The 16309-nt window shown below is 72.5% G+C and carries 18 protein-coding genes; 14 read left to right on the plus strand and 4 right to left on the minus strand.

Translation table 11 applies throughout. The annotated features are described in order from the left end of the window. Window positions 1–54: 54 nt before the first annotated feature. The gene (coaD, locus tag BLA60_RS23630) at window positions 55–537 is read left to right on the plus strand and encodes a pantetheine-phosphate adenylyltransferase (protein WP_075135150.1); all 483 of its coding nucleotides are present in this window, start codon (window positions 55–57) and stop codon (window positions 535–537) included. Here the strand turns inward: coaD and BLA60_RS23635 are convergent. After that, entirely contained in the window at window positions 512–979 is a 468-nt protein-coding gene (locus BLA60_RS23635; protein ID WP_154814538.1) for a GNAT family N-acetyltransferase, read from the minus strand. The genes coaD and BLA60_RS23635 overlap by 26 nt on opposite strands. 111 nt (window positions 980–1090) lie before the next feature. On the opposite strand from BLA60_RS23635, the gene BLA60_RS23640 reads away from it, so the two are divergent. The 6 genes from BLA60_RS23640 to mutM all read left to right on the plus strand — a co-directional run bounded on the left by BLA60_RS23640 (window position 1091) and on the right by mutM (window position 5128). Next, the gene (locus BLA60_RS23640) at window positions 1091–1810 is read left to right on the plus strand and encodes a guanyl-specific ribonuclease (protein WP_342744770.1); all 720 of its coding nucleotides are present in this window, start codon (window positions 1091–1093) and stop codon (window positions 1808–1810) included. Between the two features lie 93 nt (window positions 1811–1903). Continuing rightward, window positions 1904–2644, plus strand: coding sequence for a DivIVA domain-containing protein (locus tag BLA60_RS23645; protein WP_075135153.1), 741 nt, complete (start codon window positions 1904–1906; stop codon window positions 2642–2644). A gap of 87 nt (window positions 2645–2731) precedes the next feature. Next, window positions 2732–3286 carry a YceD family protein gene (locus tag BLA60_RS23650; protein WP_075135265.1) on the plus strand — a complete coding sequence of 185 codons (555 nt, stop codon included), beginning with the start codon at window positions 2732–2734 and terminating at the stop codon, window positions 3284–3286. A 43-nt stretch (window positions 3287–3329) separates the two neighbouring features. Then, on the plus strand, window positions 3330–3512 hold the full coding sequence (gene rpmF, locus BLA60_RS23655) for a 50S ribosomal protein L32 (RefSeq protein ID WP_075135154.1): 183 nt from the start codon (window positions 3330–3332) through the stop codon (window positions 3510–3512). A gap of 28 nt (window positions 3513–3540) precedes the next feature. Beyond that, window positions 3541–4287: a ribonuclease III gene (gene rnc / locus BLA60_RS23660; protein WP_075135155.1), complete on the plus strand. Its 747-nt coding sequence runs from the start codon at window positions 3541–3543 to the stop codon at window positions 4285–4287. Next, window positions 4280–5128, plus strand: coding sequence for a bifunctional DNA-formamidopyrimidine glycosylase/DNA-(apurinic or apyrimidinic site) lyase (mutM, locus tag BLA60_RS23665; protein ID WP_075135156.1), 849 nt, complete (start codon window positions 4280–4282; stop codon window positions 5126–5128). The genes rnc and mutM overlap by 8 nt, the downstream gene beginning before the upstream one ends. A gap of 4 nt (window positions 5129–5132) precedes the next feature. Here mutM and BLA60_RS23670 read toward each other — a convergent pair whose 3' ends face one another. Then, the gene (locus BLA60_RS23670) at window positions 5133–5867 is read right to left on the minus strand and encodes a TetR/AcrR family transcriptional regulator (RefSeq protein ID WP_075135157.1); all 735 of its coding nucleotides are present in this window, start codon (window positions 5865–5867) and stop codon (window positions 5133–5135) included. 158 nt (window positions 5868–6025) lie between these two features. Between BLA60_RS23670 and BLA60_RS23675 the strand changes: the two genes are divergently transcribed. Next, window positions 6026–8560, plus strand: coding sequence for a sensor histidine kinase (locus BLA60_RS23675; protein ID WP_154814539.1), 2535 nt, complete (start codon window positions 6026–6028; stop codon window positions 8558–8560). Continuing rightward, a complete protein-coding gene (locus BLA60_RS23680; RefSeq protein ID WP_075135159.1) occupies window positions 8557–9237 on the plus strand; it encodes a response regulator in 681 nt (226 codons plus the stop codon). Before BLA60_RS23675 ends, BLA60_RS23680 begins: the two co-directional genes overlap by 4 nt. 5 nt (window positions 9238–9242) lie before the next feature. On the opposite strand, the gene BLA60_RS23685 is transcribed toward BLA60_RS23680, so the two are convergent. Continuing rightward, on the minus strand, window positions 9243–9944 hold the full coding sequence (locus BLA60_RS23685; protein ID WP_075135160.1) for a CAP domain-containing protein: 702 nt from the start codon (window positions 9942–9944) through the stop codon (window positions 9243–9245). Window positions 9945–9988: 44 nt separating this feature from the next. Next, complete coding sequence (locus BLA60_RS45645) at window positions 9989–10219, minus strand: PKD domain-containing protein (protein ID WP_425427084.1); 231 nt, start codon at window positions 10217–10219, stop codon at window positions 9989–9991. 4 nt (window positions 10220–10223) lie between these two features. On the opposite strand from BLA60_RS45645, the gene BLA60_RS45650 reads away from it, so the two are divergent. The 5 genes from BLA60_RS45650 (at window position 10224) to smc (ending at window position 16285) form a co-directional block, all read left to right on the plus strand. Further along, the gene (locus BLA60_RS45650; RefSeq protein ID WP_245812109.1) at window positions 10224–10589 is read left to right on the plus strand and encodes a hypothetical protein; all 366 of its coding nucleotides are present in this window, start codon (window positions 10224–10226) and stop codon (window positions 10587–10589) included. A gap of 148 nt (window positions 10590–10737) precedes the next feature. Beyond that, window positions 10738–11031: an acylphosphatase gene (locus BLA60_RS23695; RefSeq protein ID WP_075135162.1), complete on the plus strand. Its 294-nt coding sequence runs from the start codon at window positions 10738–10740 to the stop codon at window positions 11029–11031. Between the two features lie 94 nt (window positions 11032–11125). Beyond that, entirely contained in the window at window positions 11126–11644 is a 519-nt protein-coding gene (locus tag BLA60_RS23700; RefSeq protein WP_075135163.1) for a sigma-70 family RNA polymerase sigma factor, read from the plus strand. Further along, the gene (locus BLA60_RS23705; RefSeq protein WP_075135164.1) at window positions 11641–12417 is read left to right on the plus strand and encodes a zf-HC2 domain-containing protein; all 777 of its coding nucleotides are present in this window, start codon (window positions 11641–11643) and stop codon (window positions 12415–12417) included. Before BLA60_RS23700 ends, BLA60_RS23705 begins: the two co-directional genes overlap by 4 nt. Before the next feature lie 106 nt (window positions 12418–12523). Continuing rightward, on the plus strand, window positions 12524–16285 hold the full coding sequence (gene smc / locus BLA60_RS23710) for a chromosome segregation protein SMC (RefSeq protein WP_084735213.1): 3762 nt from the start codon (window positions 12524–12526) through the stop codon (window positions 16283–16285). Window positions 16286–16309: the final 24 nt, after the last annotated feature.

Below are 16309 nucleotides of genomic sequence, written 5' to 3' on the forward strand. Positions count from 1 at the left end.
GATCACGGCCACCGTTGGCCGTGACCGACCGCGTGTGGCTGATACGGTCCGCCAATGAGGCGCGCGGTGTGTCCTGGCTCCTACGACCCACCCACCAACGGCCACCTCGACGTGCTCGAGCGCTGTGCGGCCGTGTTCGACGAGGTCGTGGTCGCGGTGTTGATCAACAAGAACAAGCGTGGTCTGTTCACCGTCGACGAGCGGATGGAGATGCTCGCCGAGTCGGTGTCCCACCTGCCCAACGTGCGGATCGACTCCTGGCACGGCCTGCTGGTCGACTACTGCCGCCAGCACGGCATCCAGGCCATCGTCAAGGGCCTGCGCGCGATCAGCGACTTCGACTACGAGCTGCAGATGGCGCAGATGAACCAGCAGCTCACCGGGGTGGAGACGCTGTTCATGCCGACCAAGCCGCTCAACAGCTTCCTGTCCAGCTCACTGGTCAAGGAGGTCGCCACCTACGGCGGCGACGTCTCCCACCTGCTGCCCGAGACCGTGCACCGCCGCCTGGTCAAGCGCCTGGCCGAGAGGGACTGAGCGCCAGCTTCATGCCGACGTGGCTGGCGGTGAAGCCCAGGCTCTCGTAGAACCGGTGGGCGTCGGTCCGGCTGGCGTCCGAGGTCAGCTGGACCATGATCGCCCCGGCCTCCCGCGCCCGGTCCACCGCCCACCGGGTCAGCTCGCCGCCCAACCCGGCGGCCCGCCGGTCCGCGCGCACCCGGACGGCCTCGATCAGCGCGCGGGTGCCGCCCCGCCGGGACAGCCCCGGGATGAACGTCAGCTGCAGGGTGGCGACCACCTCGCCGTCGACCTCGGCCACCGCCAGGTACTGGCGCTCGTCCCGGTCGATCTCGGCGAACGCGCTCGCGTAGGCCGGGTCGCCGGGGGACTCCCTGGTCGCGCCGAGCGGGTCGTCGGCCAGCATCGCGACGATCGCCGGCACGTCCTCGGACCGCGCGCGGCGGATGGTCGTGTTCATGGTGCCCAGTGAAACCCATCGCTCACCGACGATCGTCGGCTACTGTGCGTCATCCATCGGCGCTACCGTCGGACGATGAGCACGACGATGAGCAACGTCACATCCAGGCCCGTGAAGGTGCTACTCACGCTGCTGGTCGCGGCGGTGGCCCTCCTCGGACTCACCTCCGCCACCTCCGCCGCGCCGGCCGTCCTCGCCCAGCCGGTCTGCGGCGACACGTCCAGCTACGACCTCGTGCCGCTGGGGGACCTGCCGGCCGAGGCCGCCGACACCGCCGAGCTGATCGCCGACGGCGGCCCGTTCCCGTACCCGCAGGACGGCACGGTCTTCGAGAACCGCGAGGACCTGCTGCCCGACTGCGCCAGCGGCTACTACCACGAGTACACGGTCGAGACCCCCGGCAGCCCGGACCGGGGCGCCCGGCGGATCGTCACCGGCGAGGACGGCGAGCACTTCTACACCGACGACCACTACGCCAGCTTCGTCCTGATCGACCTGGGCGGCGGCGGGCCCACACCGCCGCCCTCCGGGTGCGGTGACCCGTCGGGCATCGACGAGGCCGGGCTGTCGACCCTGCCGGCGCAGGTCGCCGACACCGTCGCGCTCGTCCGGGCCGGCGGGCCCTACCCGTTCCCCGGCGACGGCCAGACCTACGACAACCGCGAGGGCGTGCTGCCCGACTGCGCCGCCGGCTACTACAGCCTGTACACCGTGCCCACCCCGGGCGCCCCCGACCGGGGCGAACGGCGCCTGGTCGCCGGCGAGGACGGCGAGTTCTTCTACACCCCCGACCGGTACGCGACCTTCGTGCTCGTCGACCTGCTGGGCTGACACGCCAACTTGGGCCAACCTCCACCGTTCGCCCTGCGCGAGGCGGCAAACTGGACCCCGGAGTTTCGCGTGGGGCGGCGGAGGAGGCCCGGGGTGTACAAGGTGTTCGAGGCGCTCGACGAACTCGTCACGATCCTGGAGGAGGCCCGGGGCGTGCCGATGACCTCCAGTTGCGTCGTGCCCCGGGGCGACATCCTGGAACTGCTCGACGAGGTCCGGGACGCGCTGCCCGCCGAGGTCGACGACGCCCAGGACGTGCTCGACCGCAAGGACGAGATCATCGGCAACGCCGAGCACGAGGCCGAGCAGTCGGTGAGCAAGGCCACCATGGAGGCCGACAAGCTCCTCGACGACGCCAAGGCCCAGGCCGACCGGATGGTCGCCGAGGCCACCGCGCACGCCGACCGGCTGGTCGCCGACGCCGAGGCGCAGGCCGGCCGGACCATCGCCGCCGGCCAGTCCAAGTACGACGAGGTCGTCTCCCGCTCCCAGCTCGAGGCCGACCGGATGATCCAGGCCGGCCGCGAGTCCTACGAGCGGCTGGTCGAGGACGGCCGCATCGAGCAGGAGCGCCTGGTCGCCCAGACCGAGGTCGTGCGGGCCGCCCACGAGGAGTCCTCGCGGGTGCTGGACGCCACCGCCGACGAGGCCGCGCGCCAGCGCGCCGAGTGCGACGAGTACGTCGACGGCAAGCTCGCCGAGTTCTCCGACCTGCTCAGCCACACCCTGCGCACGGTCGGCAAGGGCCGCGCGCACCTGCGCGGCGCGTCGGCCATCGGCTCGACCGCCGGCCTGGGGTCCGGCGGCGCGGCGCCGTTCGACTACACGGCCTGAGCCGCGTCCCCGGCCGGCGTAGGCTGGATGGGCCACGCCGCGCTCGCGGGTGGCCGGAACCAACCGTTGGGAAGCGTCGAGTTCGCCATGTCCGAACGCAAGAGCCCGTGGGTCATCGACACCAGGGAACTCGGGCGTCGCGCGGGTCTGTCCCGCGAGGTGCACCGGATCGCCCCCACCGAGTCCGCGCTCGGTGTCGAGGGCGTCATCTCCGTGCCCAAGGGCGCCGAGGTCCGCCTGGACGTGCTGCTGGAGTCGGTGGTGGAGGGTGTGCTGGTGTCCGGCACGGCGTTCGCGCCGGTCGAGGCCGAGTGCTCCCGCTGCCTGGACCCGATCCGGGGCGAGGAGATCGAGGTCGAGTTCACCGAGCTGTTCGCCTACCCGGACAGCGCCACCGAGCAGACCACCGACTCCGACGAGATCGCCCGGCTGGTCGACGACCTGGTCGATCTGGAGCCGGTGGTGCGGGACGCGGTCGTGCTGACGTTGCCGAGCGCGCCGCTGTGCCGGCCCGACTGCGCCGGTCTGTGCCCGGACTGCGGTGTCAAGTGGGCCGATGCCGGTCCCGATCACCGGCATGAGACCATTGACCCTCGATGGGCCGCGCTCACCGAGCGGTTCAGCACGGATCGGGACGAGTGAGCGTGCCGTCCGGTCCCACCCTGTCGTTGAAGGAGAGTTAGTCGTGGCTGTCCCCAAGCGGAAGATGTCGCGTTCGAACACGCGTACGCGCCGGTCGCAGTGGAAGACCAGCGCTCCGCACCTGGTCGCCTGTTCCAACCGGGCGTGCCGTCAGCCCAAGCCGCAGCACGTCGTCTGCCCGGCGTGCGGTCAGTACGACGGCCGTCAGGTCAACGAGCCGGCCTGACCGGGGCGGGTGAAGGTGGCCGGTGTCTGTGGCGGGTAGGGCGGCGCGGGGTTCGGCAGCCGACCCCGCGGAACTGCTCGAAGCGCTCGGCGTCGAACTCGACGACGAGCTGTTGACGCTTGCCATGACCCACCGCTCGTACGCCTACGAGAACGGTGGGTTGCCGCCCAACGAGCGGCTGGAGTTCCTCGGTGACGCCGTCCTGGGCCTCATCGTCACCGACCACCTGTACCGCACGCACCCGGATCTGCCCGAGGGCAATCTGGCGAAGCTGCGGGCCAGCGTGGTCAACATGCACGCGCTCGCCGGCGTCGCCCGCGACCTGGGCGCCGGCGGTCTCGGCCCGTACCTGCTGCTGGGCAAGGGCGAGGAGCTGACCGGCGGCCGGGACAAGGCGAGCATCCTCGCCGACGGCATGGAGGCCGTGATCGGCGCGGTCTACCTCCAGCACGGCGTCGAGATCGCCCGCCAGCTCGTGCACCGGTTGTTCGACCCGCTGCTGGCCGAGGCCCCGCTGCTGGGCGCCGGGCTCGACTGGAAGACCTCCCTGCAGGAGCTGACCGCGCAGGCCAGTCTCGGTGTGCCGGAGTACCGGGTGCGCGAGGAGGGTCCCGACCACCGCAAGGAGTTCACCGCCACGGTGATCGTCGCGGGTCAGGACCGGGGCACCGGCGACGGCCGGACCAAGAAGGAGGCCGAGCAGAAGGCCGCCGAGGCGGCCTGGCGCACGCTCTCCGAGCTGGTCAAGCCCGCCGACCAGGAACCGGATGCCTGAGTTACCAGAGGTCGAGGTCGTCCGTCGCGGGGTCGACGCGCACGCCACCGGCCGGCGGATCAGCTCGGTCGAGGTCCTGCATCCCCGCGCGATCCGCCGCCACCCGCCGGGCGCGTCCGACTTCGCCGGCCGGCTCACCGGCCGCCGGATCGAGGCGACCCGCCGGCGCGGCAAGTACCTGTGGACCGAGCTGTCCGGCGGTGACGCGCTGCTGGCACACCTGGGGATGAGCGGACAGCTGCTGGTCCAACCCGCCGGCACCCCCGACGAGAAGCACCTGCGGGTGCGGTTCCGGTTCGACGACGACGGCCCCGAGCTGCGGTTCGTCGACCAGCGGACCTTCGGTGGGTTCTCGCTGGGGGAGCTGGTGACCGTCGAGGGCACGGTGGTGCCCGAGCCGATCGCGCACATCGGACGGGATCCGATGGACCCGCTGTTCGACGCGGCGGCGGCGGTGGCCGCGTTGCGCCGCCGGCGGACCGAGCTGAAGCGGGCGCTGCTCGACCAGCGGTTGGTGTCCGGGATCGGCAACATCTACGCCGACGAGGCGTTGTGGCGGGCGCGGCTGCACTGGGCGCGGCCGACCGAGCTGATCTCCCGGGCCAAGGCCGTCGAGGTGCTCGGCGCGGCGACCGACGTGATGAACGAGGCGCTGGGCGAGGGCGGGACGTCGTTCGACGCGCTCTACGTCAACGTCAACGGGGAGTCGGGGTACTTCGAGCGCAGCCTCGCGGTGTACGGCCAGGAGGGGGCGCCGTGCCGGCGGTGCGGGCGGCCGATCCGCCGGGAGCCGTTCATGAACCGCAGTTCCTTCTCCTGCCCACGCTGTCAGCGCCGGTAGCCGGTTACGAGGCGGCCGTCGGCCGGCAGCGGCCACGGTCCTTGGCGCGCAGCTGGGCGGTCATGCCGGCGTAGCCGGGGCCGGGGCCGGGCGGGATGCCGGTGAGGTCGTCGACCGACATGGCCGGGCCGGGCAGTTCCTGGTCGAACATCACCCGCACCAGGCCGTCGAGCAGCAGTTCCAGGTGCCGGTGGCTGAGCAGGTGGTTGGCCTCGGGGTCCATGGCGCCGGGCAGCGGCGGGGTGAACCGGATGATCAGCAGGCTGATGTCGCCGCTGGTGACGTCCAGGCGCAGCGAGCCCTCGCGGTGCGCGGCCGAGACCAGGGCGTGCACGGCGTCGCGGGACTCCTTGCGGGCGGCGAGCAGTTCGTCGTCCATGGCGATGCGGTCGACGAGGACCGGCATGACCACGCCGATCCGCAGGTCGATCGAGTCGTGCATGTAGCGGGTCATCGCCGCGAAGGCGTCGGCCTCCTCGGCGAGCGCGGTGGCCGCCTCCTCGCTGTTCTGGCGCAGCATGTCCAGCGCCACCTGCCGGAGTAATACCGAACGGTCGGGAAAATGCCGGTACAGGGTGGCGATGCCCACCTTCGCCCGCCGCGCGATCTGGTCCATCGGCGCGGTCGGTCCCTGCTCGATGATGAGGTCAACGGCGGAACGCAGGATCTGCTCCCGGTTGCGGAGCGCGTCCGCCCGGGTCCGTCTCTGTCGTGGCCCTCGTTCGGCAGTGTCGTTCATGGTGGCCTTATCCGGAGGAAATCGGGAGACAAACGCTACTGCAGAACACTGGAGTATCACCAGGCTCTTTTGTTGACATTGCAATTACCAGATCGGCGTCAGGATCTCGTCAAGGCACCGGTGGGTCGTTCGTCCTGTTCGCGCAGGGGGCGGAGACTGTGCACGTGGACACCAGCGAGCCCCGGCGTGGCGAGCTGCGCATCTACTTCGGCGCGGCCCCGGGTGTCGGCAAGACCTACGCCATGCTCGGCGAGGCGCACCGGCGGGTCGAGCGCGGCACCGACGTGGTCGCCGGCCTGGTCGAGACCCATGAGCGGGCGCGCACCGACGAACTGCTCGCCGGCCTGGAGGTGGTGCCCAGGCGGACCGTGTCCCACCAGGGCCGCGACCTCACCGAACTCGACCTGGACGCCGTGCTCGCCCGCCGCCCGGAGGTCGTGCTGGTCGACGAGCTGGCGCACACCAACGCGCCAGGCTCCCGCAACGCCAAGCGCTGGCAGGACATCGAGGAGCTGCTGGAGGCCGGCATCGACGTGCTGTCCACCGTCAACGTGCAGCACCTGGAGAGCGTCAACGACGTGGTCGAGCGGATCACCGGCGTGCGCCAGCAGGAAACCGTGCCCGACGAGGTGGTGCGCCGCGCCGAACAGCTGGAGCTGGTCGACCTCACCCCGGAGGCGCTGCGCCGGCGCCTGGCGCACGGCAACGTCTACCCCGCCCGGCGCATCGACGCGGCCCTGGGCAACTACTTCCGGCCCGGCAACCTGATCGCGCTGCGTGAGCTGGCGTTGCTGTGGGTGGCCGACCAGGTCGACGTCGCCCTCCAGCGCTACCGGGCCGAGCAGCGGATCACCGACACCTGGGAGGCCCGCGAGCGGGTGGTCGTGGCGGTCACCGGCGGCCCGGAGACCGAGACGCTGGTGCGCCGCGCGAGCCGGATCGCGGCCAGGGCCGGGGCCGAGCTGATGGTGCTGCACGTGCTGCGCGGCGACGGGCTCAAGGGCGCCTCACCCCGCGCGGTGGCCCAGATGCGGGCGCTGAGCAAGAACCTCGGCGCGACCTTCCACACCGTCGTCGGCGAGGACGTCCCGGACGCGCTGCTGGACTTCGCCCGGGGCGTCAACGCCACCCAGCTGGTGCTGGGCACGTCCCGGCGGTCGCGGGTGGCGCGGCTGTTCGACGAGGGCATCGGCGCCGGCGTGGTGCAGCGGTCCGGCCCGATCGACGTGCACATGGTCACCCACCTGGAGGCCCGGCGCGGCTGGCGGCCCAGCCCCGGCGGCAGCCCGCTGTCGGTGTCCCGCCGGGTCGCCGGGTTCGTGCTGGCGGTGCTCGGCACGTCGCTCGCGACCCTGGTCGGGGTGCTGCTGCGCGACGACTTCAGCGTCTCCACCGACCTGGTCGCCTACTTCCTGGTGATCGTGCTGGTCGCCCTGGTCGGCGGGCTGGCGCCGGCGCTGCTGGCGGCCGTGCTGGCCGGTGGGCTGCTGAACTACTTCTTCGCCGAGCCCTACCACTCGCTGGCGGTCGCCGACGAGGAGAACCTGATCATGCTGGTGGCGCTGGTGCTGGTCGCCGTGCTGGTCGCGCTGGTCGTGGACCAGGCGGCGCGGCGCACCGCCCAGGCGGCCACCGCGCGCACCGAGGCCGCCCTGCTCACCTCCTACGCGCGGACCGTGCTGACCTCGCCGAACCCGGTCGACCGGCTGCTGGAGAAGGTCCGGGAGAACTTCGGCCTCACCTCGGTGGCGCTGCTGGAACGCGACGCCGGGGAGTGGCGGCGGGTGGCCGCCGTCGGCGCGCACCCCTGCCACGCCCCGGACGAGGCCGACGCGGACGTCGTGGTGACCCCGGACGTGCACCTGGCGCTGCGCGGGCGGGCGCTGCCGGCCGACGCGCAGGGCGTGCTGGAGACCGTGGCCGGGCAGGCACTGCTGGCCCTGCGCCAGCAGCGGATGGCCGCCGAGGCCGAGGCGGCCCGGCGCCACGCGGAGACCACCGAGCTGCGGACCGCGCTGCTCTCGGCCGTCGGTCACGACCTGCGCACCCCGCTGACCTCGATCAAGGCCGCCGCCGGCAGCCTGCGCGCCCCGGACCTGACGCTCTCGCCGCAGGACTCCGAGGAGCTGCTGGCCACCGTCGAGGAGTCCGCCGACCGGCTCTCCGGCCTGATCGACAACCTGCTGGACTCCTCCCGGCTGGCGACCGGCGCGGTCCGCCCCCGGCTGCGGCCGGTGACCTACGACGAGGTCGTGTCCCGCGCGCTGTCCGGGGTCGAGGGCCGGGCGGCGGTGCAGGTGGACGTGCCGGAGTCGCTGCCACCGGTGCTCGCCGACCTCGGTCTGCTGGAACGGGTGGTGGCCAACGTGGTGGACAACGCGCTGCGGCACGGCTCACCCGGCCTGGCGCGCGCGGTGCCGCCGGCCGAGCCGCCGATCGCGATCCGGGCGAGCGCGCACGACGACCGGGTCGAGTTGCGGGTCGTGGATCATGGAAGAGGGTTGCCGAAGGGCACGGACACCGTGTTCGCGCCGTTCCAGCGTCTCGGCGACTCGACCAGTGGCACCGGGCTGGGGATGTCCGTGGCGAAGGGCTTCATCGACGCGATGGCGGGAACGATCGGAACCGAGGACACCCCCGGCGGCGGCCTGACCGTCGTCATCTCCCTGCCGACCGTGGGCGGTGACCGGTGACCAGGGTGCTGGTGGTGGACGACGAGCCGCAGATCGTGCGGGCGCTGCGGATCAACCTGACCGCGCGCGGCCACGAGGTCGCCACGGCGCTGACCGGCACCGAGGCGCTGCGGGTGGCGGCCTCGTTCCGCCCGGAGGTGGTGATCCTCGACCTGGGGCTGCCCGACCTGGACGGCACGGCGGTCATCGAGGGCCTGCGCGGCTGGACCACGGTGCCGATCATCGTGCTGTCGGCGCGCACCGACTCCGGCGACAAGGTCGCCGCCCTGGACGCGGGCGCCGACGACTACGTCACCAAGCCCTTCGGCATGGACGAACTGCTGGCCCGGTTGCGCGCGGCGGTGCGGCGGGCGTCGGCGGCGGCGCCGGGGGAGGAGGCGGTGGTGGAGACCGCCGCGTTCACCGTCGACCTGGCGGCCAAGAAGGTGCTGCGCGAGGGCGCCGAGGTGCACCTGACGCCGACCGAGTGGGGGATCCTGGAGCTGTTGGTGCGCAACCGGGGCAAGCTGGTCGGGCAGAAGCAGCTGCTGCAGGAGGTGTGGGGTCCGGCGTACGCGTCGGAGACGCACTACCTGCGGGTGTACCTGGCCCAGCTGCGGCGCAAGCTCGAACCGCGGCCCTCGCGCCCCCGGCACCTGGTGACCGAGGCCGGCATGGGTTACCGCTTCGAGGTCTGAGGGATTCAGTACCCGAAGTTCTGGGTCCAGTACCAGCCGTCCTTGTCCAGGCCGACGCCGATGGCGCTGAGCTGGCAGTTCAGGATGTTGGCGCGGTGGCCGTCGGACTCCATCCAGCTGTTCATCACCTGGGTGGCCGACCGCTGGCCCCTGGCGATGTTCTCCGCGCCCGGCTCGGAGTAGCCGGCGGCGATGATCCGCTCGGCGAACCCGACGCCCTCGGGCGTGGTGTGGTCGAAGTAGTCGCGGTCGGACATGTCCGAGCTGTGGCCCCGCGCGGCCTTCACCAGCTGGGGCACGATCCGCACCGGGCCGCAGCCGCGCTGTTCGCGGGCCGCGTTGACCAGCGTGACGACCTGTTCCTCCTGGCTCACCTGCGGGGGCTCGGTGTTCCTCGGCGGGGTCGGCGGGGCCTGGGTGGCCGGCTGCTCGGCGGAGCTGGGGGGAGGCTGGGGCGGTGCCGGTGGGGTGGTCGTCGTGGTGGTCGGGGCGGGGGAGGGCGGGGAGGTCTGCGAGCTCGGGGGGTCACCGGGCTCGGAGTGGGGGGCGTCGGTCGACCCGGCCTTCTCCACGGCGAGGTCGACCCGGCCGGAATCGGCGACGGACTCGGTGTTGGCCAGGAAGGTCGCGGCTCCCGCGGTGAGGGCGCCGATGAGGGCCGCACTGAGCGCGGGAAGGACGTGGGGGCGTCTCCGTGAGGAGGTCACGATCCGGCAACGTACCACCAACGGGTGACGGGAGAAAGCCGGGATCAGATACCCGAGGTAGTTGGCGGTGCGGTTACCGTGACAGTTTCGCTCGTGCTGTTACTCAGGCCTTTGTTGTCAGTCACGGTGAGCGTCACGGTGTACGTGTCGCCCAGACCGTAGGTGTGCGTGGTGGTGGCTCCGCTTCCGCCGGACTTGTCGCCGAAGCTCCAGCGGTAGGAAGCGATCGAGCCGTCCGGATCCACCGAACCGCTCCCGTCGAACGAGCAGGTCAGATCCGTGCAGCCGAAGGTGAAACTCGCCGAGGGCGGCTTGTTGGCCGGCGGCGGGGGCGTGGTGGTCGTCGGATTGGGCTTGGGGGAGGTGCCCGGCGTCCTGGTCGGCTCGTCCGTCTGTTCGGTCGTGGTCGTTGTCGTGGTGGTCGTCGTTGTCGTGGTGGTCGACGACGAGGACGACGGGGCCGAGGACGACGCGGCCGTCGTGGTGGTGGTCGTGACGACGTCGGTGGTGTCCCACTCGGTGGTCTCCACCGAGCCCCGGTTGGCCGGGGGCGGGGCGGCCTTGTCCTCGCCGGACCCGGCCAGCGACGCGACCGTGGCGAACACCGTCGACACCACCACGGCGGCCACCCCGAGTGCGAGGTAGGGCGCACGCGGCGACCGCGGGTTCGCCTCGTCGGACGGATCCGGTAAGGGCGTCAGCTCGTCACCGTGTTCGGACATGCTGGGACCCGACCTCCTCGAACTGCGCCATTGCTCCGGACGGCGTAGTACAGCAGCGGTAGGTTATCGCCGTGCGCCACACCGTAGTTGACCAGCCCGTGCGGGTGACCGCCTGGGTCCACGGACGGGTCCAGGGCGTCGGGTTCCGCTGGTGGACCCGAGCCCGTGCCCGCGAGCAGGGGCTCACGGGCTACGCCCGCAATCTCAACGACGGACGGGTGGAGGTGGTTGCGGAGGGATCCCGATCCGCCTGCGACACCCTGCTCGACCTGCTGCGATCCGGCACCACACCCGGCGAGGTGAGCACCGTCGTCGAGCACTGGACACCGGCGAAGGGGACCTTCGAGGGCTTCGAGGAGCGCTGAGCCGGCCCCGCCGAACGGAAAACGATCGATAACGTCGTGGTCACGGCCCGGCCAAGGTTGAACCTGAAGCCGGGATGAGGCGTAATTCTGCGGTGTGGGGAACACCCCGGACCAGGAGGACGAGCTCATCCGTGAGCTCTACAGCCGCTATCGGCGGCCGCTCTACGGCTACGTGCTGAGGGCGGTTGGCGGCGACCATCAGCACGCCGAGGACGTCGTCCAGGAGACGCTGCTGCGCGCGTGGCGCAACGCGCACTCGCTGTCGGTCGACCAGGCGGGGCCGTGGCTCTACACGGTGGCGCGCAACCTGGTCGTCTCCGGCTACCGCAAGCAGAACGCCAGGGTCGACGAGGTGCCGATCCTGGAACGGGACTGGGCGCGGCCCACCGACGACTTCGACCGGGTCCTGCAGGGCTGGCAGGTCGCCGAGGCGATGCGCGCGCTGTCCAAGGACCATCGCGCGGTGATCGCCGAGCTGTTCTTCCGCCGCCGCACGATCACCGAGGCGGCGTCGGTGCTCGGGGTGCCGCCGGGCACGGTCAAGTCCCGCTCGTTCTACGCGCTGCGGGCACTGCGGGACGCGCTGGAGGAACGGGGGGTGACCGAGCCGTGAACAACTGCACCCAGACCGTGACGCTGGGCGCGTACCTGCTCGGCGCGCTCGAACCGCCGGAGCGCTACGAGTTCGAGGCCCACATCGCCGGCTGCGACAGCTGCCGCACCGAGCTGATCCGGTTGGCGCCGCTGCCCGGGATGCTCAACCAGATCTCGGTCGAGGACTTCGACGAGGGCCTGCACCCCGGCGAGCTGTACCCGACGGCGCCGATGCCGATCCAGACGCTGGCCGCCCCCGCGTCCAAGACCGTGCTCCCGCCGCCGGAGCTGCTGGTTCCCCGGGAGTCGCCGGAGCCGGCGCCGCCGAGGGACACGCCGGGCTCGCAGGACACCGTCGAGTTCGTCCCGCCGCAGCGCAACCGCTACCGGCGGGTCCTGGTGGCCGCCGCCGTGGTGGTGGCCGTTGCGCTGGGCAGCGTGCTGGGCTGGCAGCTGCTGCGGGAGCCACCGGCCGAGGTCGCCGACCCCGGCATCACCTGGTCGGCGACCGCGCCGGAGAGCGACGTGCGGGTCGACGTGCGGCTGCTCGACCACGAGTGGGGCACCGAGCTGCGGATGAAGATCGCCAACGTTCCGCCAGGCCGGCGCTGCTACGCGATCGTCTACGACCACTACGGCCGGCGGGAGATCGCCGGCTGGTGGGGCACCGACCACAACTCCGGCGAGGAGATCGTGGCGCCGACCTCGTTCCAGCGCAGCAAGATCGCGCGGATCGAGTTCAAGCTGGAGGACGAGATCACCTTCCTGACGGTGCCCGCCCCGGTCGGCTGAGCTCGGCGAACACCCGGGAACCGGCACGTCCCACGTCCGCCGGGGGGCCACGGGTACCCTCGTCCGGTAGACCGCCGGCACCGGTTACCTGAGAGGCTCGCGACTCGTGCATCTGAAGAGTCTGACGCTCAAGGGGTTCAAGTCGTTCGCGTCGGCGACCACGTTGCGGTTCGAGCCGGGGATCACCTGCGTCGTCGGACCGAACGGGTCCGGCAAGTCGAACGTGCTGGACGCCCTGCGCTGGGTCATGGGCACCCAGGGTGCCAAGGACCTGCGCGGCGGCAAGATGGAGGACGTCATCTTCGCCGGCACCGCCGGCCGCGCCCCGCTGGGCCGCGCCGAGGTCAGCCTCACCATCGACAACTCCGACGGTGCCCTGCCGATCGACTACACCGAGGTGTCGATCACCCGCCGGATGTTCCGCGACGGCGCCAGCGAGTACGAGATCAACGGCAACACCTGCCGGCTGATGGACATCCAGGAGCTGCTGTCGGACTCCGGCATCGGCCGCGAGATGCACGTGATCGTCGGTCAGGGCCAGCTCGCGCAGATCCTGGAGTCCAAGCCAGAGGAGCGCCGGGCGTTCATCGAGGAGGCCGCCGGGGTCCTCAAGCACCGCAAGCGCAAGGAGAAGGCGCTGCGGAAGCTGGACGCGATGCAGGCCAACCTGACCCGGCTGACCGACCTCACCAGCGAGCTGCGCCGCCAGCTCAAGCCGTTGGGCAAGCAGGCCGAGATCGCCCGCCGGGCCCAGGCCGTGCAGTCCGAGCTGCGTGACGCCCGGCTGCGCCTGCACGCCGACGACCTGGTCACCCAGCGCACCGACCTGGCGCGGGAGCAGGCCGACGAGGCCGCCGCGCGTGCCCGCCGGCACGAGGTCGAGCAGATGCTGGAGGTCGTCGACTCCCGGCAGACCGAGCTGGAGGAGCAGCTGGCGGTCGACGCGCCCCGGCTCGCCGCCGCCCAGGACACCTGGTACCGCCTCTCCGCGTTGGAGGAGCGGCTGCGCGGCACCGTGCGGCTGGCCGTCGAGCGCGAACGCCACCTGTCGGCCGAGGTCGAGTCCCCGCACGGGGGCCGCGACCCGGACGACATGGAGGAGGAGGCCACCGAGATCGCCATCCGCGAGGCCGAGCTCGGCGAGCACGTCGAGGTGGCCAGGGGGATCCTCGGCGAAGCCGCCGAGCGGCGCGCGGAGCTGGAGGCCAGGGTCTCGGCGGCGGAGAAGGCGCACCTGGCGGCGGTGCGCGCGGTGGCCGACCGGCGCGAGGGCCTGGCCAGGCTCGCCGGCCAGGTCGAGGCGCTGCGCAGCAAGACCAACGCCACCGCCGAGGAGATCGAGCGGATGTCCTCGACGCTGGTCGAGGCGACCGAACGCGCCGAGGACGCGGCCGTGGAGCTGGCCGAGGCCGAGGCGGAGACCGGTGTCGAGCAGACCGACGACCAGGGCCTGACCGAACGCCTCGACCAGGCCAAGGAGGCCCAGCGTGCGGCCCAGGCCAGGGTCGAGGAACTCGTGGCCGCCGAGCGGACCGCCGAGAAGGACATCGCCTCGTGGCGGGCGCGGGTGGACGCGCTGGCCATGGGCCTGTCGCGCAAGGACGGCGCCGGCGCGCTGCTGGCCGCCGGGGACCGGCTGCCGGGGCTGCTGGGCTCGGTGGCCGCGCTGCTGACCGTCGAGCCGGGGCACGAGGCGGCGTTGGCCGCCGCGCTCGGCCCGGTCGCCGACGCGGTGGCGGTGTCCTCCGGTGACGACGCGGTGGCGGCGCTGCGGCTGCTGCGCGCCGAGGACGCCGGCCGGGCCGGGGTGCTGGTCGGCGGCTGGGCGCAGGCCGACCGGGTCGGCTGGCCGCAGCTGCCGCCGGACGCCCGCTGGGCGGTGGACCTGGTGGCCGCGCCGGAGTCGCTGCGGCTGGCGGTGTTGCGGGCGCTGGACCGGGTCGTGGTCGTCGGTTCGCTGGCCGGCGCCGCCGAGCTGGTGAAGCGCTTCCCCGACGTGCGGGCGGTGACCGCCGACGGTGACGTGCTCGGCGCGCACTGGGTGGTCGGCGGCGCGGACCGGGGCCAGAGCGTGATCGAGGTGCAGGCCGCGGTCGACGAGGCCAACGAGAAGCTGGCGGTCAGCGAGCACGCCGCCGAGCGCGCGGCCGCCGCGCTGGCGGGGGCGAAGGCCGAGCAGCAGGCCAGGGCGGCCGACGTGGCGACCGCCGCCGAGGCGCGCAACGAGGCGAAGGTGCGGGCCGCGCGGTCGGCCGAGCGGCTCAACCGGCTGCGGCAGGCGGTGCGTTCGGCGCAGGCCGAGGCCGAGCGGATGCGGTCGCAGCGGACGAAGGTCGAGCAGGCCCGCGAGGAGGCGCTGACCACGCTGGCCGGGCTGGAGGAGCGCCTGGCCACGGCCGAGGAAGCGCCGATGGACCACGAGCCGGACACCGCCGAGCGGGACGAGGCGTCGGCGGAGCTGGCGACCAGCCGCCAGCAGGAGATGGACGCGCGGCTGGCGCTGCGCACCGCCGAGGAACGTCACCGCGCGCTGCACGGCAAGGCCGAGGAGCTGCGCCGCGCGGCCAGGGCCGAGCGGGAGGCCAGGGAGCGGGCGGCGCGGGTGCTGGCGGCCAGGGCCAGGGGGGCGGCGGTCGCGCGGGCCGTGGTCTCCGGCGGTGAGTTGGCGCTGGAGCGGATCGGCCGGTCGCTGGCGGCCGCGGCGGCCGAGCGCGACGAGGTACAGGCCTCGCGGCACGAGCGGGAGCGGGTGCTGGTCGATGTCCGCAACCGGGTCCGGGAGCTGTCCACCGAGCTGGAGAAGCTGACCGACGCCGTGCACCGCGACGAGGTGCTGCGCGCCGAGCAGCGGCTGCGCCTGGAGCAGCTCGAGGCCAAGATCGGCGAGACCTTCGGCATCGGCCTGGAGGACCTGGTCGCCGAGTACGGGCCGGCTGTCCCGGTGCCGCCGAGCCAGGCGGAGGTGGCCGAGTTCGAGGCGGCGAAGGAGCGCGGCGAGGCGGTCGTCGCGCCGGCGCCGATCCCCTACGACCGGGACACCCAGGCGCGGCGGGCCAAGCGCGCCGAGCGGGACCTGACGTTGCTGGGCAAGGTCAACCCGCTGGCGCTGGAGGAGTTCGCGGCGCTGGAGGAGCGGTACAAGTTCCTGTCCACCCAGCTGGAGGATCTCAAGGCGACCCGGCGTGACCTGCTGACGGTGGTCAAGGAGGTCGACGACAAGATCCTTGAGGTGTTCACCTCGGCCTACGAGGACGTGGCGCGCGAGTTCGAGGTGGTGTTCTCGACGCTGTTCCCCGGCGGCGACGGCCGGATGGTGCTCACCGAGCCCGACGACATGCTGACCACCGGTGTCGACGTGGAGGCCCGCCCGCCCGGCAAGAAGATCAAGCGCCTGTCGTTGCTGTCCGGTGGGGAGAAGTCGCTGGTGGCGGTGGGCATGCTGGTGGCGATCTTCCGGGCGCGGCCCTCGCCGTTCTACGTGATGGACGAGGTCGAGGCGGCGCTGGACGACGTGAACATGCGCCGGCTGATCGGGCTGCTGCGGGAGCTGCGGGACAACTCGCAGTTGATCATCATCACCCATCAGAAGCCGACCATGGACATCGCCGACGCGCTCTACGGCGTGAGCATGCGCGGCGACGGCATCACCCAGGTCATCTCCCAGCGGCTGCACGCCAAGGCCGACCGGAAACAGCCGGCCCCGACGGCGGTCCCGGCGGCGGTGGCGGCAGCCGCCCCAGCGGCGGCACCGGCCGAGATCCCGGCGGCGATGCCGGAAGCGCTCCCGGCGGAGGTCCCGGCGGAGGCCCCGGCGGCGATACCGGGGGAGGCCCCGGCGGACGTCCCGGCTGCCGAACCCGCCGAATAAACCGTTCGCGCCGTGCGCGCCGGG

The organism is Actinophytocola xinjiangensis, from assembly GCF_001921215.1.
In the GTDB taxonomy this organism is placed as follows: Bacteria; Actinomycetota; Actinomycetes; order Mycobacteriales; family Pseudonocardiaceae; genus Actinophytocola; species Actinophytocola xinjiangensis.

Bases quoted from the DNA above. Each gene is read 5' to 3' on its own strand.
- coaD (WP_075135150.1), top strand. From the start codon at position 55: ATGAGGCGCGCGGTGTGTCCTGGCTCCTACGACCCACCCACCAACGGC.
- BLA60_RS23635 (WP_154814538.1), bottom strand. From the start codon at position 979: ATGAACACGACCATCCGCCGCGCGCGGTCCGAGGACGTGCCGGCGATC.
- BLA60_RS23650 (WP_075135265.1), top strand. From the start codon at position 2,732: ATGTCCGAACGCAAGAGCCCGTGGGTCATCGACACCAGGGAACTCGGG.
- mutM (WP_075135156.1), top strand. From the start codon at position 4,280: ATGCCTGAGTTACCAGAGGTCGAGGTCGTCCGTCGCGGGGTCGACGCG.
- BLA60_RS23670 (WP_075135157.1), bottom strand. From the start codon at position 5,867: ATGAACGACACTGCCGAACGAGGGCCACGACAGAGACGGACCCGGGCG.